This is a genomic window from Mesorhizobium sp. USDA 3734 (genome assembly GCF_056279665.1).
In genome coordinates, this window is the sequence record NZ_JBWCCW010000001.1 from 4,499,957 (window position 1) to 4,525,875 (window position 25,919).

The 25,919-nt window shown below is 59.9% G+C and carries 20 protein-coding genes; 12 read left to right on the plus strand and 8 right to left on the minus strand.

From position 1 onward, the window contains the following. Window positions 1–4: 4 nt before the first annotated feature. The 4 genes from ACZ89F_RS21870 to ACZ89F_RS21885 form a co-directional block, all read right to left on the minus strand. Window positions 5–4,240 (minus strand): cytochrome P450, encoded by a 4,236-nt coding sequence (locus ACZ89F_RS21870; RefSeq protein WP_476094107.1) that lies wholly within the window; start codon window positions 4,238–4,240, stop codon window positions 5–7. Between the two features lie 139 nt (window positions 4,241–4,379). Continuing rightward, entirely contained in the window at window positions 4,380–6,152 is a 1,773-nt protein-coding gene (locus ACZ89F_RS21875) for an adenylate/guanylate cyclase domain-containing protein (protein WP_476094109.1), read from the minus strand. Between the two features lie 453 nt (window positions 6,153–6,605). Next, complete coding sequence (locus tag ACZ89F_RS21880; RefSeq protein WP_476094112.1) at window positions 6,606–7,052, minus strand: ArsR/SmtB family transcription factor; 447 nt, start codon at window positions 7,050–7,052, stop codon at window positions 6,606–6,608. Window positions 7,053–7,176: 124 nt separating this feature from the next. Next, complete coding sequence (locus tag ACZ89F_RS21885) at window positions 7,177–7,728, minus strand: hypothetical protein (RefSeq protein ID WP_476094113.1); 552 nt, start codon at window positions 7,726–7,728, stop codon at window positions 7,177–7,179. A 174-nt stretch (window positions 7,729–7,902) separates the two neighbouring features. Here ACZ89F_RS21885 and ACZ89F_RS21890 point away from each other — a divergent pair, with 174 nt between their 5' ends. The 3 genes from ACZ89F_RS21890 to ACZ89F_RS21900 all read left to right on the plus strand — a co-directional run bounded on the left by ACZ89F_RS21890 (window position 7,903) and on the right by ACZ89F_RS21900 (window position 10,531). After that, window positions 7,903–8,466: a transglutaminase-like cysteine peptidase gene (locus ACZ89F_RS21890; protein ID WP_476097330.1), complete on the plus strand. Its 564-nt coding sequence runs from the start codon at window positions 7,903–7,905 to the stop codon at window positions 8,464–8,466. Between the two features lie 624 nt (window positions 8,467–9,090). Beyond that, complete coding sequence (locus ACZ89F_RS21895) at window positions 9,091–10,116, plus strand: sulfate ABC transporter substrate-binding protein (RefSeq protein ID WP_476094114.1); 1,026 nt, start codon at window positions 9,091–9,093, stop codon at window positions 10,114–10,116. Between the two features lie 181 nt (window positions 10,117–10,297). After that, window positions 10,298–10,531, plus strand: coding sequence for a hypothetical protein (locus tag ACZ89F_RS21900; protein WP_476094115.1), 234 nt, complete (start codon window positions 10,298–10,300; stop codon window positions 10,529–10,531). Window positions 10,532–10,555: 24 nt separating this feature from the next. On the opposite strand, the gene ACZ89F_RS21905 is transcribed toward ACZ89F_RS21900, so the two are convergent. The 3 genes from ACZ89F_RS21905 to cysT form a co-directional block, all read right to left on the minus strand. After that, window positions 10,556–11,695, minus strand: coding sequence for a sulfate/molybdate ABC transporter ATP-binding protein (locus ACZ89F_RS21905; RefSeq protein ID WP_476094117.1), 1,140 nt, complete (start codon window positions 11,693–11,695; stop codon window positions 10,556–10,558). Between the two features lie 68 nt (window positions 11,696–11,763). Further along, a complete protein-coding gene (gene cysW / locus ACZ89F_RS21910) occupies window positions 11,764–12,648 on the minus strand; it encodes a sulfate ABC transporter permease subunit CysW (RefSeq protein ID WP_476091540.1) in 885 nt (294 codons plus the stop codon). After that, entirely contained in the window at window positions 12,641–13,507 is an 867-nt protein-coding gene (gene cysT, locus ACZ89F_RS21915; RefSeq protein ID WP_476094118.1) for a sulfate ABC transporter permease subunit CysT, read from the minus strand. Before cysT ends, cysW begins: the two co-directional genes overlap by 8 nt. A 522-nt stretch (window positions 13,508–14,029) precedes the next feature. Here cysT and ACZ89F_RS21920 point away from each other — a divergent pair. The 4 genes from ACZ89F_RS21920 to ACZ89F_RS21935 all read left to right on the plus strand — a co-directional run bounded on the left by ACZ89F_RS21920 (window position 14,030) and on the right by ACZ89F_RS21935 (window position 18,063). Beyond that, window positions 14,030–14,707, plus strand: coding sequence for a hypothetical protein (locus tag ACZ89F_RS21920; RefSeq protein ID WP_476094120.1), 678 nt, complete (start codon window positions 14,030–14,032; stop codon window positions 14,705–14,707). A gap of 96 nt (window positions 14,708–14,803) precedes the next feature. After that, on the plus strand, window positions 14,804–15,433 hold the full coding sequence (locus ACZ89F_RS21925) for a peptidoglycan-binding domain-containing protein (RefSeq protein ID WP_476094121.1): 630 nt from the start codon (window positions 14,804–14,806) through the stop codon (window positions 15,431–15,433). Between the two features lie 252 nt (window positions 15,434–15,685). Beyond that, a complete protein-coding gene (locus ACZ89F_RS21930) occupies window positions 15,686–17,035 on the plus strand; it encodes a UDP-glucose dehydrogenase family protein (protein WP_476097331.1) in 1,350 nt (449 codons plus the stop codon). Beyond that, on the plus strand, window positions 17,032–18,063 hold the full coding sequence (locus ACZ89F_RS21935) for an NAD-dependent epimerase/dehydratase family protein (RefSeq protein WP_476094123.1): 1,032 nt from the start codon (window positions 17,032–17,034) through the stop codon (window positions 18,061–18,063). Before ACZ89F_RS21930 ends, ACZ89F_RS21935 begins: the two co-directional genes overlap by 4 nt. Window positions 18,064–18,158: 95 nt before the next feature. On the opposite strand, the gene ACZ89F_RS21940 is transcribed toward ACZ89F_RS21935, so the two are convergent. Next, entirely contained in the window at window positions 18,159–19,058 is a 900-nt protein-coding gene (locus ACZ89F_RS21940; RefSeq protein ID WP_476097332.1) for a formyltransferase family protein, read from the minus strand. Between the two features lie 193 nt (window positions 19,059–19,251). Here ACZ89F_RS21940 and ACZ89F_RS21945 point away from each other — a divergent pair, with 193 nt between their 5' ends. From ACZ89F_RS21945 to cysN, 5 genes are all read left to right on the plus strand, one after another. Beyond that, window positions 19,252–20,457 carry a glycosyltransferase family 4 protein gene (locus ACZ89F_RS21945; RefSeq protein ID WP_476094124.1) on the plus strand — a complete coding sequence of 402 codons (1,206 nt, stop codon included), beginning with the start codon at window positions 19,252–19,254 and terminating at the stop codon, window positions 20,455–20,457. Further along, on the plus strand, window positions 20,451–21,317 hold the full coding sequence (locus ACZ89F_RS21950; protein ID WP_476094125.1) for a sulfotransferase domain-containing protein: 867 nt from the start codon (window positions 20,451–20,453) through the stop codon (window positions 21,315–21,317). The genes ACZ89F_RS21945 and ACZ89F_RS21950 overlap by 7 nt, the downstream gene beginning before the upstream one ends. 301 nt (window positions 21,318–21,618) lie before the next feature. Next, a complete protein-coding gene (locus ACZ89F_RS21955) occupies window positions 21,619–23,019 on the plus strand; it encodes a lipopolysaccharide biosynthesis protein (protein WP_476097333.1) in 1,401 nt (466 codons plus the stop codon). Further along, window positions 23,020–23,985 (plus strand): sulfate adenylyltransferase subunit CysD, encoded by a 966-nt coding sequence (cysD, locus tag ACZ89F_RS21960; protein ID WP_476094127.1) that lies wholly within the window; start codon window positions 23,020–23,022, stop codon window positions 23,983–23,985. It begins immediately after the preceding gene. Beyond that, window positions 23,985–25,916, plus strand: a complete 1,932-nt coding sequence (cysN, locus tag ACZ89F_RS21965) for a sulfate adenylyltransferase subunit CysN (RefSeq protein ID WP_476094128.1) — start codon at window positions 23,985–23,987, stop codon at window positions 25,914–25,916. Before cysD ends, cysN begins: the two co-directional genes overlap by 1 nt. Window positions 25,917–25,919: the final 3 nt, after the last annotated feature.

Consider the following 25,919-nt stretch of genomic DNA (forward strand, 5'->3'; position numbering starts at 1 on the left):
AGACTCAGAGCCGCGAAATCAGAAAGCGCAGTGCTGACTTGCTTGGCATGAAGAAATAGCCGCCTCCGCGAGTGGTAACGAATTGCGGGATGCCTTTCAGCACCGTGACCTTTTCCCAGGATGGTATGGTGAACCTGCCGGCGCCATCGCGCGAACCAATCGTGGGGTCTTTTTCAGCAACAAGCCCCTGGAATGAAGTCGACGACACCCAGGTCTGCTGGATGAATTCATACTGTCGCTCGATATCCGTATTGAGGCACATGAAGAGCAGTCCCTTCTCGACCTTGCCGCCCTTCTTGTCCTGTTTCTCGTAGCTGCGGCCCACCCGGATGATCCGGTGGCGCTTGCCGATCCTGATCTGTGTTTCCCGGTCCTCGCCCAGTGAATCGCGGGGATTAGACCGCCGAACATGAGCGCCAAGCGGGCAGCGGTGCCCCTGGGGATCCTCGACGCCAAAGGCGAAATCATTGTCGGCACTGCGACCCGGACGGCCGTCGGGATTACGCACCAGCGAGGTGCCGTCGGGCCACCGGCCAAGCATCTTGGCGGCGACCCAACGCGGTGTAATGGCTGGGTCGTCGGTTTCGCTGGCCGCCTGAACGGCCGCCGCCTTGCAATAGTCGTTGAAGATGTCGACGTGCTGCTCGAACTGACGCACGACGAGGAAGGTGCCGTTGCGGCCGAAGTCGCGCGGCGGCGGCGGCAGCCCCGGTATCTGCCGGTTGCGGCGTACCGCCGACAGGATGCCGGTCCGATCGAGCGACGCCTCGACGGAGGGCGACGCCGGATAGAAACCGTGCTCGTCGCGATAGCCGAACAGAAACTCACCCGGCGCGACAAGATGCATGGGTGCGGTACCGATGTTGGCGCGGGCGGTTCCCCTGACGATCGGTTGCGAGACGCCATCGACGAAGCCAAAATGTTCGACCGCGCGTTTGCCGTTACGCTTTATCGCCAGCGGCAGTTCCGAAACGAGGTTCATGCCTGCGGCCGTCATCTTTCCCTTCACGGCACCGATCTCCGTTTTCAACTTCTCCGGACTTTCGGCATAGCAGACCACCACCACGTCAACAGGCTTTTGCGGCGAACCCCACTGCCACTTGTCGGGCACGCTTTCGCCGAGATCGTCGAGAATGCGGCTGCGCTCGGGATTGCCCATGCCGTGGCGAAACGCGACCGGGAATGTGTCCAGCGGCTTGTCGTCGATACCACCGTCCAGTCCGAGACGGCGAAGCCCATCGGGACCGAACGCAATGGTCATCGCTCGCGCCGACGGCACGCCGTCGCCGAAGCTGGTCTGCTCGATGATGAACTCCAGCCAGGTCTTGCGCCTGGCCCTGGAAAGGTTGTCGGGTACGGCGATCGCCAGCATATGGGCATGCTCCAGCGATCCGAACGGGCCGAAGAACAAGGACTGGATCTCTCCGGTTTCCAATTGTTCGACGGGCAACGGCGAGGACGCAGCGAGGCTGGCGGCCTCCGCCTTCCTGGCCTGCGGGCGCGGCAACGATCCGAACAGGCTCAACCAGTCACGCGCCTCATTGCCCGTTGCGGTGGCGATGCCGCGCCTGATCCTGGAATTGGCGCGGATGCGCGTCGTGTTGAGACCAGGGTAGGCCGAATACCAGAACAGGGTCGGGACCTGCTGCCGGCGCGCCCAGCGCTTGAAACGGTCACCATCGCGTGCGCCATCCAAGAAGAGCCAGCGCGTGCGCGGATAGCCTTCAGTGTTGCTCCATACGCCGGTCAGGCCGGCAGCGGCCTTGGCGATGAAATCCTCGAGATAGCTTTCCCAGCTGCCACCATAGTTGGAGAAGAACATCAGCCTGTTGGTGCCGGGCAACAGCACCCAGCGGGCGAAGTGGATGGTGTTGATGGTGGCAAGGAACCCCGGCTTGAAGACCTTCTGTGCCGATATCGAGATCAGATAGAACGACAGCCTGAGCGCCAGCCTGCGCAACGTTCCAACCTTCATCGTCGAGATCGCCGTCAGATGGTTCTGCGCTTGTCCAGGCTGGTCCTCGTGGACCAGAATCTTGTCGAGGGCGCCGAGGTCGACCGGCGTGCTGTGCGGGCGATCAATGTCTTCGATGCGCCGCAAGGCGAGAAAGCACAGGCCGAGAATCAGGGCTGCCAGCGCCAGAATTCCAAGCACGGTCAGCAAAAGCGCGGTGCCGGCTATGGCAATGGTGCCGAAAGTCACCCCTGGCGGATCGCCGAACACCAGCACATAGGTCATCCGCCAGCAGGCAAGCACCAGTACGGTGACAGTGGCCAGCACGGCCGGCGCCAGCAGCGTCGTCGTTATGGCTTGCCACCATTTTCCGGGCGGCCGTTCGAGCAGGCTTTCGGCAGGCTCGAATGCCCAGCCGAACTTTCCCAGGGACCGGACATGCCGGCGGGCTTCGCCAAGCGCGGCAGCCGCCCCGCCATGGGTGGCGCCCGGCTGCTCGACCACGGGCCGAATGGCATCAGCAAGTTCGGCTTCGGCCAGGATGCGCTGCACCGAATGGCCCGGTGTGCCGGAAAAGACCAGTCCGGCGTTGCTGCCGAAAGACGGGGATATCTCGACGTTGTGCTTGCGCAGGAACATGTCGAGCGTGTCTTCATCGCGAAGCTCACACACGTCCTTGAAGATCGGCCGCAGCTTGTGACCGATGGCATGCGTAATGGCGTCGATGACGTCTTCGGTGCTGCCGTCGCCGGATATCTCCAGAACAAGCGCTCCTTCCCCATCAGCGGAGGCATTGTCCACCTCGCCAGTTGGAACTACAGCCAGGCTCGCGAAATGGATGGTGCCGGCGGTATTGAGCGCAGCACGGATCTCGTCGCTGGCCGGGTTGCCGAACCCGGCGACCTTGTCGCGGATGCCATCCAGTGACGCGGGCCGGGTGATCGGGCACACCACCGTGACCATAGAATGGGTGACCGTGCGGCAAAGAGCGGGCCGCTCGAAATCGACCTTGAGGCCGTCGGGGTACGCGCCGACATGCGTCATCCTGCCGGCTTTGCCGCGCGCACGTCGAACATTGTTCTTCTGAAACAGGGCGCGAAGACTCTCGCCAATCTGGATCCTGGCGATTTCGGCGCCAATGCATTGATGAATGCCGTAGCCGAAGACCAGGTAATCGCGATGCGGGCGCGAGGTGTCGAAGTGATTGGGTCTCTGCACCGCCTCAGGATCGAACATCGCCGACAACGTTGCCGGCATGACCACCGTTCCGGCCTTCACCAGACGCTCGCGGCGCGTGCCCCTGGCGATGGTTGCGTCGCGCACGGTGTAGCGCCAGGGGCCAATCCAGATCGGCTTGAAGCGCATGGCTTCCAGAATAGCCTTGTCCAGTTCGCCGGTGTCGTTGCTGGCCAAGGCTGCATCGATGGCCTGCCGCGCATCACGGCGGGACAGGATCACGTCGAGGCAGTTGCTGCCGGCGAGCACATTGGTTGGAACAAAGCCGGCGATCATGCCAAGCATGATCGAATGAATGTCGGGAAGCGACAGGCGGTCCTGATCCAGCAGGCGGACCAGCCTTGGCAGCGGCCGCTCATCCTTGGCCCCACTCTCCCGGATCGCGTCGATGGAGCGGTCGATTACCTTGATCAACCGGTCGCCGGCAACCACCGCAAGCTGCCGCGTGACCGGGCTCGCCGTTGGATCCGAAAAGAACAGCGCGCTCAACGCCATGGCCCAATCGGCAAACTCGGATTCGTCGTCGATCTCGAGGCCGAAGTAATCGCGGCAGATGCGCACCGGAACGATCTTCATAAGATCCGCGACCGCGTCGAAGCCGGGGCTGGCGCGTGTCATTATTTCTTGTGAATGCCGCGCGGCGATCGGCCTGACCAAGGCCTCGATTTCTGCCGGGGGGAAAGCGCTCAGCACCGACGATTTCATGCGCCGGTAGTCTGCGCCGTCCTGCATGCCGAGAATGAAGTTCGATCCGCGCGCCAGTTCGGTCATCTCCGGCCCGTATGGCGTCTCGAATTCATCCCCGCGCTCCAATATGTCGCGAACGTCGGCGTTCCTGGTCACGAGCAGGAAATTGCCTATGGCGAGATTGGGCCAAAACCGGCGCAGCAGCGCCAGCGCCCAGCGCGGATCATTGAAGAGAAAGCCAGCTATGCGAGACGCGATGCCCTTGGAGCGGAGGCGTCCCAGGTCGAATGGCGGCATTTCAGACAGCGGACGCTGGCTTTTCTGTCCTGCCCGGATGGCATCGAAATACTTTATCCTGATCATGCGCGGTCTGGCCCCCCGGCTGTCCACGTCATTGCGATGCCGGCTACCCAAGGCCTAGGTTTGCAGCCGTCTCGCGTATGTGAATGTTTTCACAGTTGTCGGTGTTCCGCTACCTCGATTACGCACGGTTCGCCGCGCGTCATTTAGCCAGTTCGAAATTGGCGATGAGAAATTCGTTTGCCGCCTTGTCGGCGAACGGTATCCAGCGAACCCTTTGCTCCGAAAAATCCGGATGTCTGGTCATGAATATGGCCAGCTCCCGCATAGCCTCCTGCATGCGCCCGCTTCTCGTCAAGGCGCCGATCTTCAGGAAGCGGGAATAGAAATAGCCGGGCGACAGATCGAGCGATCGCTCAGCGGTGGAGATCGCGGATGGCCAATCCTCGACGAAACTGTAAGCGGCGGCCAATTCCCCCAGATTGTGGAACCGGTAGAGGTCGAAGGGGCTCAGCCGCTCCGCATCGGCAAAGAACGGTATCGCGCCTATGGCATCGCCAAGCAACAGGCGCGCACTGCCCATCGCCGAGCGCGCAAAGGCGAAGCTCGGATTGATGTGGAGCGCTTCCTCTAGATGATCGACCGCCGATCCGGGTCGTCCCCTCATGATGTCGATAACGCCGAGATGAGCGTGCGGGCGGGCATCCAGGCTGTCCATCAGCAAGGCCTTGCGCGCATACTGCTGGACCTTGTCCAGATCGTCGCCGTCGCCGAACCGCAGCCAGGCCCGCCAGAAATACCACCATGCCAGTTCGTTCAGCACCGCGCTCGAGTTCGGATCGTCCCGGTAGGCCTTTTCGAAGAACTCCAGTGCGATTTCCGTGTCGCCGCGGGTGCGCCGGTTCATATGCCAGCGTCCGCGCCGCACCAATTGCCATGTTTCCAGACTTTCCCACGGCACTTGGAAGGTCCGCGCTTGTTCGGCCCGGTCGACCTCCTTGTCGAGGATCGAAACGATCTCGGCGCCGATCTGGTCGCGCAGACTGAAGATGTCGACGAGGTTGCGATCGAAGCGCTGCGACCAAACCAATCGCCCGTTTGAGACGTCGGCAAGCGAGGTGCTCAGACGGATCTGCCCGCCATTGCGCATCAGCGTGCCGCTGACGATGTAGCGCGCACCAAGAGCGTTGCCGATTACCCGTGTTCCCAAAGTGTCATCGCGAAACTGGAAACTGGAGCTCTTGGCGATCACCGAGAGCCATCTGCTGTTGGAAAGACCGTAGATGATGTCTTCGGCTATGCCGTCGGCCATGTAGCCGACGTCGGCCTCGCTTCCATCGCCCTGGAATGGTAGCACGGCGATCGCGGGCGGACCTTTCGACGACAGCTTCTGCTGACCATTGACGGGAGGCATGGCCGAAACCAACGACGCCGGCGACGCCCCGCTGCCAATGCGCCCCGCGATCAGAACGCGCACCGGCAGCGCGATGTTCTTCAGCATGAATTCGCCAAGATCGGTGAACTCGGCCGCGGTCTTGTCCTTCACATGGTGCCAGGTCGTTTCCGAGACGGCGAGACCATCGTGCGGCGCGAACTCTTGTATCCTGGCTGCGATGTTGACGTCGTCACCATAGAGCCGGCCTTCGCGGACGATGACGTCACCGGTGTTGATGCCAGCGCGAAAGGGCATGCGCATGGCTTCGTCGACCGATGAGTTGAGCGCGACAATGCGGTCCTGAAAATCGAACGCCGCGCGCAGCGCCTCGATCGGGTTGCCGAATTCGGCCATAATGCTATCGCCGGCGTCGCCGAAAGTACGGCCGCCGAAGGTGCTGCAGCTCTCGGCTATGATGTCGCGCCGTTCCTCGAAGGCAGCGACGGCCGATTCATCGTCAAGACCCATCAGCCGCGAGAATCCCACGGCATCGATAGAAACGATCGTCGCCAGCTGACGGGTGTAGTTCCGTTCAGCCATGTTCGAGCCCCGGCCCTTCTGGTCTCTGCTCCAGCACAGGCGACCACCCGCTCCTGAACCTTCGCCGCGTTGCTGGAGGAGTCTTCCTGGCAGATGCCCCGCGCCGATCTCGCCCTGTCATGTCGGGAACTCTAACAGTGCCCCGGCAAAAGCTCTACCACGATCGACTAATAGATCGCAGGCCGCCTGCATCGCTCCACGCTTGACCGCCGGTTTGGATCAGGTGTCAGGCGTCATGCCGGGAAAGCCAGGCCGGCGATTGATGACTGGAGTCGAAACGGAAAGTGCGCGGCCCTATGTTGTGTGCGCGCGAGCTGACAGGATTTGCAGGATGTCATCGATCGATTCTGAACGCTCAAATCGAGAAGCGACGATCGCCGAGCTTAGAACATTGCGCGAGCCAAGCAAAGATTTGTGCCCAGAAGAGGGAGGATAGGTCGCGCCAACTGGCAATCACGACTGGCCCGGGGTCCGACATCGAAGTGACCGATACTCATGCCGCGGAGGCTCACGACGCTTCATGGCCCGCGGAACTGCTGCCAGGCCCGCGGCCCCTTCGGTTATCTGGGTGATTTTCTGAATGATGCCAAGATCACAAGAATAGTAAATTGTCTGTTGGTGGCGCCTGGTGGAGACCAGTTGGTATTTGCGCAGCTTGCTCAGATGTTGAGACAGGGCACTTTTGCTGAGTCCGACTCGCGCAGCCAGTTCGCCTACCGAAATTTCACCTTCTGTCAAATGGCTCAGAATCAGAAGTCTCCTCTCATTGCCTAGAAGCGACAGAAGTGCAGCTACCGGCTGTGCATAGCTAATGAATCTCGCCGGATTCAGAGAGTTCGCCTGCAGAACGTTGATACGATGCATTCGCCTGGCGGAAAACTCTTCGCGATTGTGCTGCATTCGACTTGGCCCGTTGTCTGGCCAAGCGCCAACGCTGGTCCCAGAGCGCGTCGCTTGAACCCGTTAGAAAGCGGCGCGCCTTACCAAATTGGATCGCATCAGTCAGGCGCTGCCGGATTCAAAACTAGTTGCCGGAACCGCGCCCGCTGTCGCCACCTTTGCCGCCGCTGTCGCCACCTTTGCCGCCGTTGTCGCCGCTCTTGCCGCCGTTGTCGCCGCTCTTGCCGCCGTCGTCGCCGGTCTTGCCGCCGTCGTCGCCGGTCTTGCCGCCGTTGTCGCCGGTCTTGCCGCCGTTATCGCCGGTCTTGCCGCCATCGTCGCCGGTCTTGCCGCCATTATCGCCGCCTTTGCCACCGGGATCGCCGCCACCGCTCGGATCATCTCCACCGCCAGGACCGTTGTTGTCGCCAGAACGTGCAAGCGTGGTTGCGATGAGCGAGGTGGTGATAGGCGGGCATTGCTCGATTTGGTCTGAGGAAAGGATACTCCTGCGATTTATCGCGATACAACACCGCGCATAGTTGGCATCGGTAAGTGGTTGACACTGAGCTGCTGTCAACCGCGGCCTAATACTCTCCTGTGCTTGCGTATAACTCACCCAATTTGCAGCTATAAGCGCAGATGAAATGAGTAAAACTGAGTGGGCCCTGCCCTTCCAAGCCATATGTCGCAGCATTTCTTCCTCCAACGGAAAACGCACCCGGCCCCAAACCAAAGCGCTATCAACCAATTTCCACAGTTTGGTAACATATTGTTATGTATATTTTCGGCAAATACCTTTTTAAGGATTGATTTACCTTATTGTGCGAGGCTTGTTGGCAGCTTGACAGCCAAAAGGAGACGGTACGTGATGCGTTTCGCTACGCTTGTTGCGGTAGCCATGGTGGTAACTGGTTGCAGTGAAACCATGCAGGCAACCAAAACCAGTGCGGTGATGGTCACAAAGGGGTATGCATTCCCACCGCCGGCCGCTCGTGTTTTCTGCGCCGGCCACCCAAGACTCTGCAACACCAATGGGCAGGTCAAGCTGGTGACGCTGACACCGGCACGTAAGGCCGAACTCGAAGCCGTGAACACCTCCGTCAACCGTCGGATCGCGGAGCGTAGTGACCTCGTCACGACAGGCAGTTCCGACGATTGGCGCGTACCGACCAAACAGGGCGATTGCGAGGATATTGCGATTCTGAAAAAGAGCGAGCTTTTGAAGCGCGGATGGCCGGCTTCAGCATTGCTTCTAACGGTCGCGACGCTCGGCGGTGAGGGTCACACCGTGCTCACGGTTCGAACCGACAAGGGAGACTTGATCCTGGATAACCGCGGCAGTGTCATCAGGGATTGGTCACGCACTTCATACCATTATTTTGCCCGCCAATCGCAGTCCGCCAACGGGAAGTGGGTGCGGATCAGTTCTTGAGCTTTCGGTACAATTTCGACCCCAACCGATGCATGTCGACCAAAAGAGCGCGGGGTTTGGGATAAATGACTCGAGGTGAGTCGACTGGATTCGTTCCAACGCGACGCACTTCAGACCCCGGACCGGCCTATATTCCCGAGCCTCTATACCGGGTGGCTTCCATCCAGAATGCGAGCGCAATTGCTGGAGACCGTCCTTTCACTTCAAAATCTTGCCCCCTATAGCTTCCTGCCGCAATCCACACTGTCTTTGAACGCTGGTAGATCGTGATGCCCCGTGCGCGCGCCCGAGCGCACAGGTCCGCGTCATTGTGAGACATTTTCCAGCCCCGTTGCCCATCAACCCTACTAGAACGATTGTGGTGAAGCAGTTCTTCCCCACAAAAAGCCCCGCTGCCGGAGCGATGGGCCTTCACAGCGGTGGGCGGTATTCAGCCCCTGTGCACCGGGCTGCTTCCATCAGACGCCAGCGAACACCCCAGATCGCGTGCGCCATCACTTCTGGCAGTCTCAGGCCAAGACTCTCCTTTTGGATTAGCTGACGCGGCACGTCTGCCCTTTCGGATGAATGCATTCATTTTCTATATATTTGATAGAGTTAAGTCCGTTATCAACGGAGGCAGAAATGACCAAACCTCATTTCAGGAAACTGCTCGGCGCACTGGTCGCCACATCTGTCCAGTTCGGCACGCTCGGTTTCGCGTTTGCCGATACCACCATTCTCAACGTGTCCTACGATCCGACACGCGAGCTCTACAAGGCCTATGACGAAGCTTTCGTCGCCCACTGGAAGGCCGAGACCGGCGAGACGGTCACCGTCCAGCAGTCGCATGGCGGATCGGGCGCCCAGGCCCGCGCCGTGATCGATGGCCTCGATGCCGATGTGGTGACGCTGGCACTTGAAGGCGACATCAATGCGATCGTCTCGAAATCGAAGAAGATCAATCCCGACTGGCGCAAGAAATTCGAGAACAATTCGGCGCCTTACACATCGACCATCATCTTCCTCGTGCGCAAGGGCAATCCCAAGGGCATCCACGACTGGGGCGATCTCGTCAAGGACGGCGTCCAGGTGATCACGCCCAATCCCAAGACCTCCGGCGGCGCGCGCTGGAACTATCTCGCCGCCTGGGCTTACGCCAACGCCAATGACGGCGGCGACGAGGCCAAGAACAAGGAATTCGTCGGCAAGCTCTACGCCAATGCTCCGGTGCTCGACACCGGCGCGCGCGGCTCGACCGTGACCTTCGCGCAAAAGGGCATCGGCGACGTGCTGATCGGCTGGGAAAACGATGCCTATCTGGCACTCGACGAATTCGGCGCCGACAATTTCGACATCGTCTACCCGCCGACATCGATCCTGGCCGAGCCGCCGGTGGCGATTGTCGACGCCAATGTCGACGCCAAGGGCACGCGCAAGGTCGCCGAAGCCTATCTGGGCTGGCTCTATTCCAAGGAAGCGCAGACCATCATCGCCAAGAACCACTATCGTCCGGCCAAGCCCGAACTGGTGGCTCCGGCGGATCTGCCCAAAACACCTGAAATCAAGCTGATCTCCATCGACGATCCGCTTTTTGGCGGCTGGAAGAAGGCACAGCCTTATCATTTCGGCGATGGTGGTATATTCGACCAGATCTACAAGCCTCAATAGACCCTGCTGGAGGGAACAGGAGAAGCTTCCAAAATGGCTTCTCCACCCCCGATGCCCTGGCTGTCGGTTTTATCAACATAATGGTGACCCGATTGTAACGTGGGATTGGCCCCGGACCGAGAACGAGGGAGTGCCAGCGTCTGCACACCTCCAGACTTCTCGGTCTCGCGGGAGAAACCGTATGGCTGGCGAACAACAACCGGACGACAAGCTTAGTCGCCTTCTTGCCTCAGGCTGGTCCATCGTGGGCTATTCGACGACAATGATGGCCGCCGGAACAATGACCCATTCAGTCCTGCTGCAAAAAGAACACGTCCTGATCTCGGCAACCGTCGTGGCTGAAGGCGATCACGAGATCGGGCGTGCCTTCACGATGCTGGCTCCGGCTCCGGATGTGAAGAGGCGTCGAGCTTGAAGCCGACGCAATGACAGGCTCAATTCAGGCCGCACGTTTGGTCGGCTTTAGCCGCTCAGGCTTTTCCGAAACGCCTTTCTTGCAGTTCGCAAGCGCAAGCTTGCGGTTCTGGATCGCAATCGGCGACGCCGGAAACAGCGTCCAGCGTCCGGGGCGGAACGCCACCCGGCTTTTCTGGGCTGCGGGGTGACCGACCGGCAGTTCGATTTCGACCCGCCGGCGCTCGCCGCCGATCTCAAGCTCGACCCGGCGCGTGCCGGCGACGCGGCGGCTGGCGGTCACCGTGCCGGCGATGCAGCCGCTGCAGCCGTCGTCCGGCAATTCGACATCGTGCGGGCGGAAGTAGAGCGTCGCATCGCCCGAGGGCTCGTTGGGCGCGGCAAGCCCGATCGGACGGTCGGCGAGCCAGATCTCGCCATTCTCGACCTTGACGGGAAGCGAGCTCGATTCACCGATGAAGCCGTAGACGAAGGGCGAGTTCGGCGTGTCGTAGATGTCGTCGGCGGTGCCGACCTGCTCGATGCGGCCCTGGCTCATGACAACGACGCGGTCGGCAAGCTCCAGCGCCTCTTCCTGGTCGTGGGTGACGAAGACGGTGGTGTGGCCGGTGGCGTCATGGATTTCGCGCAGCCAGCGGCGCAATTCCCGGCGCACCTGCGCGTCAAGCGCGCCGAACGGCTCGTCGAGCAGCAGCACCTTGGGTTCGATGGCCATGGCGCGCGCCAGCGCCACGCGCTGCCGCTGGCCGCCGGAAAGCTGCGCCGGATAGCGCTTCTCCAGCCCCGACAGCTGGACAAGGTCGAGAAGCTCGGAGGCGCGGCGGCGGATCTCCTGCGCCGGCGGGCGCGACGGCCCGTGCCGGACCTTCAGGCCAAAGCCGATATTGTCGGCCACCGTCATGTGCCGGAACAGCGCATAATGCTGGAAGACAAAGCCGACATTGCGATCCTGGATCGACTTGTGCGAGGCGTCCTCGTCGCCGAAGAAGATGTTTCCCCGCGTCGGCCGCTCCAGTCCGGCGATCAGCCTGAGCAGCGTCGTCTTGCCGGAGCCGGACGGCCCCAGCAACGCGATCAGCTCGCCCGACTTGATATCGAGCGACACATCGTGGAGGGCCGGAAACCGGTCGAACTCCTTGCGCACGTTGGCAACGCGAACTTCCATCGACAGAACCTTTTTATTTGATGCATGTCGTTATCCCAAAACCGCCAGGCACTTTTGGGCAACATGCATTAATGCCCGCGCGCGGCGGCGATCTCGGCGCCGTAACGCATCTCGAGAAGTGTTTTCAAGACCAGCGTGACGAGCGCCAGGCCCGCAAGCAATGAAGCGACGGCGAAGGCGCCGACGGCGTTGTACTCGTTGTAGAGGATCTCGACATGCAGCGGCATGGTGTTGGTCAGGCCGCGTATGTGGCCCGACACCACCGACACCGCGCCGAACTCGCCCATGGCCCGCGCATTGCACAAAAGCACGCCGTAGAGCAGCCCCCATTTGACGTTGGGCAAGGTCACGAACCAGAAGGTCTGCCAGCCATTGGCGCCAAGCGAGAGCGCTGCCTCCTCGTCGCCATTGCCCTGTTCCTGCATCAGCGGGATCAACTCGCGGGCGACGAAGGGGAAGGTGACGAAGACGGTGGCCAGCACGATGCCCGGCACGGCAAACAGGATGACGATGCCATGCGCTTTCAGCCAGCCGCCAAGCAGCCCCTGGGCGCCGAACAAAAGCACATAGACGAGGCCCGATATGACCGGCGAGACCGAGAAGGGCAGGTCGATCAGCGTGGTCAGGAAGGCCTTGCCCTTGAACTCGAACTTGGCGATCGCCCAGGCGGCGGAGATGCCGAAGACAATGTTGAGCGGCACCGAGATCGCCGCCACCAGCAGCGTCAGCCGGATCGCCGAGCGCGTGTCGGCATCACTCAGCGACTGCGTATAGGCACTGACGCCTTTTGCCAGCGCTTCGTGGAAGACGATGATCAGCGGCAGCAGCAGGAAGATGCCAAGGAAAGCGAAGACGATGGCCATCAGCACGGCCTGCGCCGGCCGGCTCTCGGTCACCGCCGCCGAGCGGCTCTCGTGATGCGGTGCGTAGGATTTGATCTCGGGATCAGCCATAGCGCTTGCGGCTCCATGACTGTGCGAGATTGACGATCAAAAGCATCAGGAACGACAAGAACAGCATGATCGCCGCGATCGCGGTCGCGGCCGGATAATTGTACTCCTCCAGCCGGATGACGATCAGAAGCGGCGCGATCTCGGATTTGTAGGGCAAATTGCCGGCAATGAAGATGACCGAGCCGTATTCGCCGACGCCGCGCGCAAAGGCCAGCGAAAAGCCGGTGGTGATGGCCGGCGCCAGGCCCGGAAACAGGATGCGGGTGATGATCTGGAAGCGGCTGGCGCCAAGCGTGGCGGCGGCTTCCTCCACCTCCTTGTCGATCTCCTCCATGATCGGCTGCACGGTGCGCACGACGAAGGGCAGGCCGATGAAGATCAGCGCGATGACGATGCCGAGCGGCGTGTAGGCGACCTTGATGCCAAGCGGCATCAGCAATTTTCCGATCCAGCCGTTCGGCGCATAGAGCGTGGTCAGCGCAATGCCGGCCACCGCCGTCGGCAGCGCGAAGGGCAGGTCGACCATGGCATCGACGATGCGGCGGCCGGGAAAGCGGTAACGCACCAGCACCCAGGCGACCAGCGTGCCGAAGACGACGTTGACGGCGGCCGCGATGAAGGCGGTGCCGAAGCTGATTTCAAGCGCGTTGACGGTGCGACGGTCGGTTGCGATCGACCAGAACTCGGGCCAGCCCAAGGCGGCCGAGCGCCAGATCAGCCCCGACAGCGGGATGAGGATGATAAGGGTGAGGTAGGCAAGCGAGAAGCCGAGCGTCAATCCGAAACCCGGAATGACACTCGGCTGTCTGAACCGCCACCCAGCCTGCGCGGGTGCTGTGGTCGCGAATGTTGCGGTCATCGCGTTCAGGGGAGTCCCTCCCACTCAACCAAGCTTGCCTCCGCTATGAGGCAAAGAGGTCTGAGTGCGCAAGTTGGTTGAACGATCCCACCCACTACGTCTATTCGCTCAGTGGAATTTCGTCCTTCGTCGCCACTCGGGAATTACACGGTCGTAAAGCTACCACTTAGAGGGCGGGCATTGGATCAGGTCGGGTAAGCACCCTCCCCGAAATGATGAGGTCGCCTTATTTTCAATCGGCTCATACTCCGCCGCTGGAACAAAGTGCATGCACATGCATGTGCTATGTCCCGAGAAATGTCCTGCCGTGGACCTCACCATGCTCGATATGCGGCGCTCCGCTGTCGAATGTCAGCGTGAAAGCCAACAGGCAGATGCAGCCGAAAGTAGAGCCATCCCCAACAGAATAGGTGTGATGAGTCTCAATAGCATCTCGTGCAATACCCTTGGAGGAGTTCTGCGTAGGACCAAACCAACGTAACAATAAGATGCTGGCTGGATATCGATCGGGGAGTAGACGAAATGGAGACCATTTCAAAAGAGCTGATGAAACTGGCCGAACACATCCGTCCGGCGCGCGAAGCGTTCGCAGAAGCGGATAAGAGGAGGATCGAATCCGCCTTGGAGGCGGGGCGGCTTCTCTGTCAGGCCAAGAATGACTGCCCACATCAGCAATGGCTGGCTTTCCTGACATTGGCTGATATCTATGAGCGACAGGCTCAAGAATTGATGCACCTGGCCCGCGCGGGATTGACGGCACACGTCGTTTCGCAAATTGGGGGCATTGATGCGGCACTGGCCTATCTGGTGAAGGCAAGATTGCCCGAGCCAGGCGAATGCCTGACAGTGGGACGGATAGGCTGGCCTGAAAAGAACACGCCCTTTGCCATCATCAAGCCCAACGCCGCCCATCCTGGTTACTACGACGTGGCGATTGCCGACATGTGGGCCAATCCCGCAACAGTTTTCTGTTCTACGAAGCCGCTAAAGGGGGGAAGTGTACGGCTTGCCGACGGGTCGTTCTTCGACAACCTCTGGCGTATCGTCGATAGGGAATTGGATGTACCGCATTCGCAGCGCGAATTCCAAATGATGCCGGCGGATCTGTTCTCCCAGGATGGAGCTTTCCTCTTCGCAAAACCAGCTATCGCCGCAGGTCGTGGTTCGAAGACAAACCGGGCGCCCAATTACGCGCTTTGATTTCGTTGCCTGAGCCGCGCCTGACGGCAGGTCTCCATTGTGACCACCGGAAATGAGGGGACAGCTACAACCAATACAGCCAAAGCGGAGAGAGCGATGGAAAGTCACCGTGCCAAGGTCGGCGCTCTGTGCTTGGCCCTAATGATGGTTTCGGAACACTCCGCTGCGCAGTCCCAGTTGAGTCAAACAGAAATTTATCAAGCCCAGGCGAGGCTATTCGAGAGTAATTTCCTGACTCGCATTCCGGATGGCAAGATTGGTCAGCGGACATTGGACGCTTTAAGAGCCTGGCAACGACAAACGAAGCGGCCGCAGACCGGAGAATTGACGAAGAAAGAGTTCGATCAGTTGATGCGGTTTGATCCTGGCAAACACGCTTGGGAAGCGATCTCCGGATCAATAGACGGGACCTGGATTGCGGTTTGGGGACATCGCTCTGGGGTAGAAGCAGCCAAAAAGGCTTTGGCGGGATGCCAGAAGAAGTCGTCTCGGCCCGACGATTGTTCGTACGTGTCCAATTCCGTCGATCGGAGCGGCCCAGGGTGGTCAGCTGCTGTCTTTTGCGAGCAGCGAGGTCTGTTTCGAAGGAAAGGGCAGATGTTCCTGCACAATGGCTTGAGCCGGAAAGCAGCCATAGACCAAGCGCTTGCCGCTGCATCAACCGCGAAGTTCCGCTCGTCTCAATGCACTCTCGTAAAGGCACTGGACGGAAACGGACGACAGTGAACCCATTCCAATAGCGTTTGCCAACGGGCGCCGAAGGCAACCGATCCTTCGCCGGCGTTTTGGCAAGGAGGTATCGCTCGGGTCTAATCCCGTGGGAAGGCTATCAACATTTAGAGTAGTTAAATGGCGCCGGCTGAGGTTTTCAGAACGCGGCGGGTCTCGGAAGAGGTAATGCCATGTCCGATTTCGCGCTCCAATTTCTCGATCGCTGCTGGCTTAATCGCACAAAATCATCATCAGAGTGGCGAGATCATGCGCATTGCGGTTGTTGGCTCAGGTTACGTCGGTCTGGTGTCTGGGGCATGCTTGGCTGACTTTGGTCACAAAGTCGTCTGCATCGACAAGGCAGAGGCAAAAATTGTCGATCTTCAAGCTGGAAGAATGCCGATTTACGAGCCAGGTCTCGAAGACCTTGTCTGCAAGAACTCCGCGACAGGGCAGCTCGCCTTCAGCACCGAGCTTGGGCCAGCAGTCGCAGACGCGGATGTGGTGTTCATTGCTGTAGGAACGCCCTCAAGGCGAGGCGACGGTCATGCCGACCTATCCTATATCTACGAGGCGGCGCGGGAAATCGCGGCTGCGGTTCGCGGTTTCACGGTGGTCTGTGTCAAATCCACGGTGCCAGTTGGGACCGGAGATGAAGTCGAACGGATTATTCGCAGCTGCAACCCGGCGGCAGATGTAGCCGTTGTATCGAACCCGGAATTCCTTCGCGAAGGGGCAGCCATCGACGACTTCAAACGTCCCGACAGGATCGTTATCGGTCTACCTTCGGATGAACGCAGCCGCGAAGTGATGGCGGAAGTCTACCGGCCACTCTATCTCAACCAAGCGCCGATCATGTTCACCGGGCGTCGCACGTCAGAACTGATAAAGTACGCGGCCAATGCCTTCCTGGCGCTCAAGATCACATTCATCAACGAGATTGCGGATCTTTGCGAGAACGTAGGTGCGAACGTGCAGGAGGTGGCGCGAGGCATCGGGCTGGACAACCGCATCGGCTCGAAATTCCTGCATGCGGGCCCAGGCTATGGGGGATCCTGTTTTCCGAAGGATACGCTGGCTCTCGTCAAGACGGCGCAAGACAGCGGCGCGCCGCTAAGGCTGGTCGAAACGACAGTCGCCGTGAACGACCAGCGAAAACGCACCATGGCCCGCAGGATCGTGCTCGCCTGCGGCGGCAATGTGCGAGCAAAAACGATAGCCGTACTGGGTCTCACATTCAAACCCAACACGGATGATGTCCGTGACGCGCCTTCCCTCTCGATCATCCAGGCTTTGATCGATTTTGGGGCGTTTGTCCGGGTGTACGACCCTGAAGGGATGGACCAGGCCAAGCTCATGCTTGGCGCCAGCGTCGACTATGCGAGTGGCGTGTACGAATGCGCCAAGGGCGCCGATGCCTTGGTGATTGTCACCGAGTGGAACCAGTTTCGCGCTCTCGATTTTGAACGGCTGTCGCGCTGCATGTCGAAGCAGGTTGTAGTCGACCTTCGTAACATCTACAGGCGCGAAGAGGTCTGCAAGCATGGTTTTGAGTACGTGAACATCGGCGAAGGCGTGACAGCGGAGAGATCTGCTTTCGCAGCGGCCGCCGAATGAGGTATTTCATCACCGGAACCGCCGGATTTATCGGATTTCATCTGGCGCGCCGGTTGCTGGACGACGGTCACTCCGTGACCGGCTTCGACGGCATGACGCCGTACTACGACGTTGCCTTGAAGCAATCCCGAAATGCCTTGCTTCAGCGATACGACACCTTTCGCTTCCACATCGGACAGCTCGAAAACATGGACGCGCTCCGGCGGGCGGCAGACTCGGCCATGCCCGATGTGATTGTCCATCTGGCCGCGCAGGCCGGCGTGCGGTACTCGATCGACAATCCGCGAAGCTACACCGACAGCAATCTGGTCGGTTCCTTCAACGTCCTTGAACTTGCCCGTGACCTGAAGCCAGGACATCTGCTGCTTGCTTCCACCAGCTCGGTCTACGGCGCGAATGAAACAATCCCGTTCGTTGAGACCGACAAGGCCGATTGGCCACTAACGTTCTACGCGGCCACCAAGAAGGCGGCAGAGGCGATGTCACACTCGTATTCGCATCTTTTCCAGATTCCAACGACATCCTTCCGGTTCTTCACCGTGTATGGCCCCTGGGGCCGACCCGACATGGCGCTCTTCAAGTTCGTCGACGCCATCCAGAACGAGCGTCCAATTGAAGTCTATGGCGAAGGCTTGATGAAACGCGATTTCACCTATGTCGATGATCTTGTTGAAGCCATTGTTCGGCTCATCGGATGCGTGCCCGTGGCCGGCCGGCCGGTGTCTGGCACAGGTGTCGTCGATACGCTGTCACCCGTGGCGCCCTGGCGTGTGGTCAATATAGGCGTCGGCCAGCCGGTGGAGCTGTTGTCTTTCATCGAGACAATCGAGAATTGCCTCGGCAAACGTGCCATCCGCAAGATCTTGCCGATGCAATCAGGCGACATGCCGGCGACTTATGCTGATCCACGTCTCCTGGAGACCCTTACAGGCTTTCGCCCCGAGACCAGCATCCAGGACGGGGTGGCTGCCTTCGTACGCTGGTATCTGCAAGAACGACCCTCATCGCGGCCGACAATCGCCGCCTGAGCATTCCTTCGTTCAAATACGGCCAAATAAACAGCTGAAGCGGCAGATACCTTCCAAGCGGACCATGGAACAGAGCGGGCCAGCATGGCCCTCTCTCAGGCCGACACCAGCTTGGCGTGTACCTTGGGCCTGGCGCCGCGCCAGGATGTAACCTCAATGGTCGCTCCGTCGCCGCAAAGCACGGCAAAACCGCTGTCAGTATGCGCCTGGACCTGGCCGGTCAGCCCTATGTAGCGCCCTCGTTCCGCAAACATACGTGCCTTGTCGACGACGATTTTGCTGCCCTCGCCTACAGTGAAGGCACCTGGATAGGGATCGCCGACAGCGCGGACAAAACGAAGAATGGTCTCAGCCGGCTGCGTCCAGTCTATCGATCCGTCATCCGCCGAGCGCTTGGCGCAGTAGCTGGCGAGAGAGTCGTCCTGCGCAACGCCGACGCCGTTGTCGCGGGCGATCGCTGACACAACGAGGGGTGTCATTTCCCGCAGGGCCTGCTTGTGCTTTTCGTACAGCGAACGCGCGGTCTCGTCCTGCGCCACGGCAAAAAGCTTCTGCAGGACAACCGGGCCACTGTCGACGCCTTCATCAAGCCGAAAGAATGTCGATCCAGTTTCCTTTTCGTTCGCGATGATCGTCCAAGGGATCACCCCCCTGCCTCGAAAGCGCGGCAATGGTGCCGGATGGAAGCCCACCGACCCAAGGCGGGCGACCGAACGAAATTCGACTCGGCAGATCTGCGACCAACCGATCACCAGCGTCAAATCGGGGCGACCTTGTTCGAGCCAGGCGACTGTATCAGGCGCGTTGATGTTCTTGGTCAGATGGACCGAGGCTCCCGCGGCGCGCGCCGGACCCGACAAATCGACAAAATCGGAATGGCGTGTGGAGGCGTCGGCCGCAAGGGTGACAAGCAGCGACGGGGTCATGCCCGCTTCGACGAGAGCGTCGAAAGCAACCCGGGATCCTTCCACCGCACCGACAAAGGCTATGCGCATCAATTCGAACTCCAGCTTAGGTGCCGCAAGCGACAGCGAGACGCTGACCTTTTCTATTGTTCGGTTCAATTCTACGCCCAAGTCCACCTTTAGAGGTAATCGATCGTCTTCGATGCATCCCAAATGTGCAGTTCTTCCGAGCGGCAGAAAGCTGGATAGTTAGTGGATCGGGGCTGTGGGATTGGAACGGTCGATGGATGGCGTCGGCTTGGCACTTTTGGATCGTGATGCCGTTGCGGCTGAACATCCGCGCGCCGACTCGCGCCGGCCGCATGTGTTGATCGTGCTGCCTGGACTGGGCGCCGGTGGCACCGAACATGTCGTCAATGTCCTCGCCAACCAGTGGGCTGCAAGAGGCTGGCTGGTGACTCTGGTCACATTCGAGGCACCGGGGCCCCCGCCCTACTACCATTTCGATCCCGCGGTCAGGATCGTGCGATTGGGATTGCCGCAGGTGAAAAGGTCCAGAACAAGGGCAATTGTTGCAGGCGTGCGTCGGATACTTCTTCTGCGTCGAACGCTCAAGATATTGGCTCCGGATGTGACCCTGAGCTTTCTCACGCGTACGAACGTGATGTCGCTGGCGGCAAGTCGAGGGCTCGGCCTCAACGTTGTGGTTTCGGAGCGCAACAATCCTGCTCTGCAGGACGTAGGCCCGATCTGGCGGTTTCTTCGGGCCAAGCTTTATCCATCCGCCTTCGGATTGGTCACCATGACCAACGGAGCGCTGAACTACTTCAGCCCTGCCATGCGCAGGCGAAGCTGGGTTATCCCCAACCCGGTCGATCTTCCCGCAGTCGATCTTCCCGCAACAGGCAGACCGTGCCGGGGCGGCAACGTACTTGTGGCTGTCGGCAGGCTGGTCCCGCAGAAAGGTTTCGACCTTCTGCTAAGGGCATTCGCCAGTGTCCGCCGCGATTTCCCCGAATGGAAGTTGGTCATCTGGGGCGAGGGTCCCGATCGTGCCGAGTTGGAGGCCGAGCGGGATCGCCTGGGCCTGCACGGTTGCGTTGAAATGCCGGGGATAACCAGCCAGCCCGGCATCTGGGTGGAGACCGCCGACGCCTTTGTACTTTCGTCCCGCTACGAAGGTTGGGGCATTGTGCTGCTGGAGGCCATGGCGGCCGGCCTGCCCGTCATATCCTTCGACTGTCAGTGGGGACCTCGGGAGATGGTCGATGACGAGAAGGACGGACTTCTGGTCGAAGACGGAAATGTCGATGCGCTCGCGGCGGGCCTGCGACGACTGCTTGGCGATGAAAAACTCCGCAAGAGACTGGGCGCGGCCGCAGGGGTGAGTGCTGCCAGGTTCACGCCCCAATATGTGATGCATAACTGGGACCAAGTCATTCATGCCGCCCTGGCGGCACGCGACAATGAAGAGCTTTTGCCATGCTGACCACCCATCCCATGCTGACCACCCATCGCGCTTTGCGCAAAGTGGAAACACGCATCAAGATGACCTGGGCTGCCTCCGGGGCAGATGCGTTCCTGGTTTCCTATCCGAAGTCGGGGCGAACCTGGTTCAGGCATATCCTGGCGGATTACTTCAGCCGGACGGCTCACGATGGAAATGTCGATCTCTTCCGCATGTTCGGTGTTCTTCCAAACTTCGACCTTGATCCCGAACGCGGGATTCCTGCTTTTCGTTACGCGGAACAGCGCCCTCAGGTGCCGCTTATCCTCGTTTCGCACCTTGGCTACCGACAAATGCTGTTCTTGCACCGGCCGGTCATTTTCATGGTTCGCGATCCGCGCGACGTGGTCGTGTCGGCGTACTTCCACGCAACACGCCACAAGCATCGCTTCGAAGGCGATATGGATGCGTTCATCTACGATTATCATCAAGGCCTGCCAGCCCTTATCATGCACCTGAACAGCTGGGCGAAAGGCCTGACGCATCACCGGCATGAAGTCTTGAGCTATGAAGAACTGACCGACGACCCGGTCGGCACGTCCTCGCGTATTTTGCGATTTCTGGGGCATGCCCCATCTGTGCCAGACCTCGAGGGGGCTATCGAAGCTTCTCGTTTTGAAGCGATGCGCGAACATGAGGTGGCGGGGGGCCTGCCGGCGCATTCATACGATCGAGGGGATGCGGAAAGCCGTCGCATGCGTCGTGGGAAGGTCGGTGGCTTTGCCGACTATCTCAGTGACACGCAAATTGAACTGATCGAGCGGACCTGCTCGGAGTGGTTGACCCCGGCTGCCAAGGAGTTGCTTTGCCGCGGCGGAACCCGTTTCTCGCGTTACAATTAAAGGCCTGCCATCGAGTTCAGCTCTGTGGTGCATCGTGCGCTCAGCGCCGGTGACAGAAGCTATCGAAGGCAGATGCGTGGCCAGACCCGGCACGTGAACTCCTTACCGCTAATGGGCTAGGCCATCAGTCGTAGCACTGATCAGATCTTGACTGATTGAGGTTGCAACAGAGCCAAACTTGGTTGTGGCAGGTTCTTCTTTTCCGCCGATGATGAACGCCGTCAGCAGTGCTCTGGCGTGAATTCAGGATTTGTGTTGCTCCGCAACGACGGAGTGTGGGGTGAGCTTGGCAACGATTGCGATGACCAGAGGACTGACCAGACGTGTGATCGAGGCCCTCAAACGCAGGAGCGCTGGCCGCACGCGCCTGGCCAACATCGCGCACCTTGTGACTGGCAATTTCCTCGGTTCATTGCTCGGGCTTGTGGCCTTCGCGCTTTCGGCGCGAGCCCTTGGCGTGGCGAACTATGGCCAGCTTGCATTGATCATCGCGTTCACGCGGGTCGTCGAGCGCGTTGTCAGTTTCCAGTCCTGGCAGCCAATTATCAAATATGCGGCGGGCCTGAACGCGTCCTCGGACCGCGACGCGCTGCGCATGCTCATGAAATTTGGCCTGCTTATCGATGTTGGCGCCGCCGTTGGCGCCTGGATCGTCGCCATGGGCGCAGCACTTCTCGTCGCGCCATTTTTCGGTTGGTCCGTGGAGATCGTGCAACTTCTTGTTCTGTATTCCAGCGTCCTGCTGTTCCAGATCTCAGGCGTCCCGGTCGCGGTGCAGCGCATGGCCGGCAACTTCCGCCTCCTCGCCTACGGGCAGCTGCTCAATGCGGTTTTGCGGGTATTGCTGTGCCTTCTCGGGGTGCTGCTTAACGCTGATCTGGCCTATTTCACCGCGGTTTGGGCAGGAACGCAGATACTCGGGTCGCTGACACTCTTGACGTTGACGATGCGGGCGCTGCACAGACAGGGCGTCCGAAATATCCTGCGCGCGCCTCTGGCCGGAATCACAAGCCGCTTCCCGGGCATCTGGAATTTCGCCTGGTCTTCAAACATCTCGCTTACATTGCGCGTGAGTGCGCAGGAACTCGATACGCTGCTGGTCGGATTGCTCGCCGACCCGGCTTCAGCGGGCTTGTACCAAATCGCCAAGCGCATAGGACGCGTCGGCCAGCAGGTCGGTCCCCAGGTGCAGAATGTCCTCTATCCTGATGTGGCCCGCCTTTGGGCGCAGGGAAGCGTCAGAAAATTCAAACGGGCGATCTTTCAAGCCGAAGCCATGCTGCTCGGCTTTGGCATCCTTTGCATATTGATTGTCGCAGCGTTCGTTCGGCCGCTGCTCAACTGGACCGCAGGGCCTGATTTTCTCGGCGCGGCCAACCTCGTGATCGTGCAGATGGTGGCGGTCGCGTTCGTGCTTTCGGGCTCCGCTGCCCGCTCCGCACTGCTGGCCATGGGAAAACAACGCGAGGTGTTGCGAATTGTTGTCGTTGCGACAGCCGCCTTCCACGTGACGGCACTTCTGCTCATCCCGCGGATCGGCGCGATGGGCGGCAACATCGCCCACATCGTGCTGGGCATATTGTGGACCGCAGGCTTGGCGTTTTCATTGAAACAAGCGTTGAAGACCACCCAGCCCGACAGGCAGACACGGCCAGTGGACTGCCTCGATCAGGCAAGTCTTTCCCCCTCAAAGGCAATTTAGATGACCCTTGCACCCCAAGCCCTAGCCACCGTGCCCATAGCGCCGCGACGTCCCGGTCCCTCATCGCCGTCCCTTACTCATCTGCAGCGGCTCGAGGCTGAATCAATCCATATCATTCGAGAAGTGGCAGCCGAATTGCGTAACCCTGTGATGCTGTATTCCGTGGGCAAGGACTCGGCGGTGATGTTGCATCTCGCGATGAAGGCCTTCCATCCATCGCCACTGCCGTTTCCCCTGCTCCACATCGATACCACCTGGAAGTTCAAGGAGATGATCCGCTTCCGCGATGAAACCGTTGCGCGGCTTGGTTTGAATCTGCTGGTGCGTCGCAACGAAGCCGGTCTTGCCGAGGGCATCACACCGTTTACGCACAGCTCATCGATCTACACGCAGATCATGAAGACGGAGGCGTTGAAATCGGCACTATCCTCGTTTGGCTTCGATGCCGCTTTTGGCGGGGCGCGGCGCGATGAAGAAAAAAGCCGCGCGAAAGAGCGGGTCTTTTCGCTTCGCACGGAGAACCATGGCTGGGATCCGAAGAACCAGCGTCCGGAGTTGTGGAACCTCTATAATGGCCGGCTGAAGCCCGGAGAATCCGTTCGCGTCTTCCCGCTCTCGAATTGGACCGAAACCGACATCTGGCAATACATCATGAGGGAGAAAATCCCCATCGTGTCGCTCTACTTTGCCGCAGAGCGCCCGGTGGTGGAGCGCGACGGACAGTGGATCATGGTGGACGACGATCGTCTGCCGCTACGCCCGGGTGAAGTGCCCGAAATGCGTTCGGTCCGCTTTCGCACTCTTGGTTGCTATCCACTGACCGCGGCCACCGAAAGCACGGCCGCGACTCTTCCCGAAGTGCTCCAGGAAATGCTTGCCACTCGGACTTCCGAGCGATCGGGCCGCCTGATTGATCATGACGAGGCGGCGTCAATGGAAAAGAAAAAGCGTGAGGGGTACTTCTGATGCTGGGTTCTGCTCAAACCGCGGACCTCGAAGCTTCCTTGGAGCGCGAGACCACTTCGCAGTACCTTCATGCCCATGAGCGGAAAAGCCTGTTGCGGTTTCTCACTTGCGGCAGTGTGGACGACGGCAAGTCGACACTGATCGGCAGGTTGCTTTACGACACCCAGCTGCTGATGGAAGATCAACTCGCGGCCCTTGCGGTTGATTCACGGCGACACGGCACGACTGGCGACGATCTCGACTTCGCGCTTCTGGTCGACGGCCTCGCCAGTGAGCGCGAACAAGGCATTACGATCGATGTGGCCTATCGCTTCTTCGCCACCGAGCAGCGCAAGTTCATCGTCGCCGACACACCCGGCCATGAGCAATACACCCGCAACATGGCCACCGGCGCATCCAACGCCGACCTCGCGGTCATTCTTGTCGATGCACGGCAGGGAATCCTCACTCAGACCCGCCGGCATTCCTTCATCGTTTCCCTGCTCGGAATCCGGCATGTCGTTCTTGCGATCAACAAGATCGACCTGATTGGCTATTCGCAAGCCGTGTTCGATCAGATCGAGGCGTCCTATCGAAGTTTTGCGGAACCGCTCGGCTTCGCTTCGTTGCAGGCCATCCCCTTGTCTGCCCGGTATGGCGACAATGTGCGTTCCAGAAGCGCGAAACTCCCCTGGTATCAAGGCCCGACACTCATCGAGTATCTGGAGTCTATCGAGGTGGAGAGTGACCGCCGTGAGGCCCCGTTCCGCATGCCGGTGCAATGGGTCAATCGTCCCAATCTCGATTTTCGCGGATTTGCCGGCACAATCGCAGCCGGGGTGGTGAGACCAGGAGACCGCGTGGCGGTGGCGCGCTCAGGCGTCACAACCTTGGTGAAGCGAATTGTCACCTCTGATGGAGACCTGCCAGAGGCAGGTGCCGGCGAGGCGATCACGCTGACGCTCGAAGACGAGATTGACGTCTCCCGCGGCGATGTTCTGGCAGCCGCGGCCGAGCGACCGGAAGTCTCCGACCAGTTTGCGGCGCATGTGCTCTGGATGCATGACGAGCCATTGATCCCCGGCCGCCCCTATCTGATCAAGCTTGCCACCAGCGTCGTTGGTGCAAGCATCACGCAGATAAAACACAGGCTGGATATCAATAATTTTGCAAAGCTCGCCACGAAAACTCTTGAAAAGAATGAGGTCGGCTTCATCAATCTGATGACACAGGCGCCGCTTGCTTTCGATCCCTACTCCCGGGTGCATGAAACTGGTGCGTTCATCATCATCGACCGAATGACCAATCACACGGTTGGTGCCGGCATGATCGACTTCAGTCTGCGCAGGGCAAGCAACATTCACTGGCAGGCGCTGGACGTGGACATGAACGCGCGAGCGATCGCCAAAGGCCAACAGCCGGCGGTGCTGTGGTTCACGGGCCTCTCAGGTGCCGGCAAGTCGACGATCGCAAATCTCGTGGAGAAGCGCCTTCACGCAATCGGCAAGCACACATATCTTCTGGATGGCGATAATGTTCGCCACGGCCTGAACAGGGACCTCGGCTTTACTGACGCTGATCGCGTCGAGAACATTCGTCGTGTGGCTGAGGCCGCCAGGCTGATGGTCGATGCGGGGTTGATTGCGCTGGCCTCTTTCATTTCACCATTCCGGGCGGAACGCCGGATGGCGCGCGACCTCTTTGCCGAAGGGCAGTTTATCGAGATCTTTGTCGATACGCCGCTGGAGGTGGCGGAAGATCGTGACCCGAAGGGTCTTTATCAGCGCGCCCGAAACGGGCTGATCCAGAATTTCACTGGCATTGGCAGTCCCTATGAGCGCCCCGAGGCTCCTCACATCACGATCACTCCAGATCTGAGCGCCGAGCAGGCTGCGGAACTGATCGTCAGCTATCTCGACCGCGGCAGCTATCTTGGAAACGCAACCGGGTAGTGG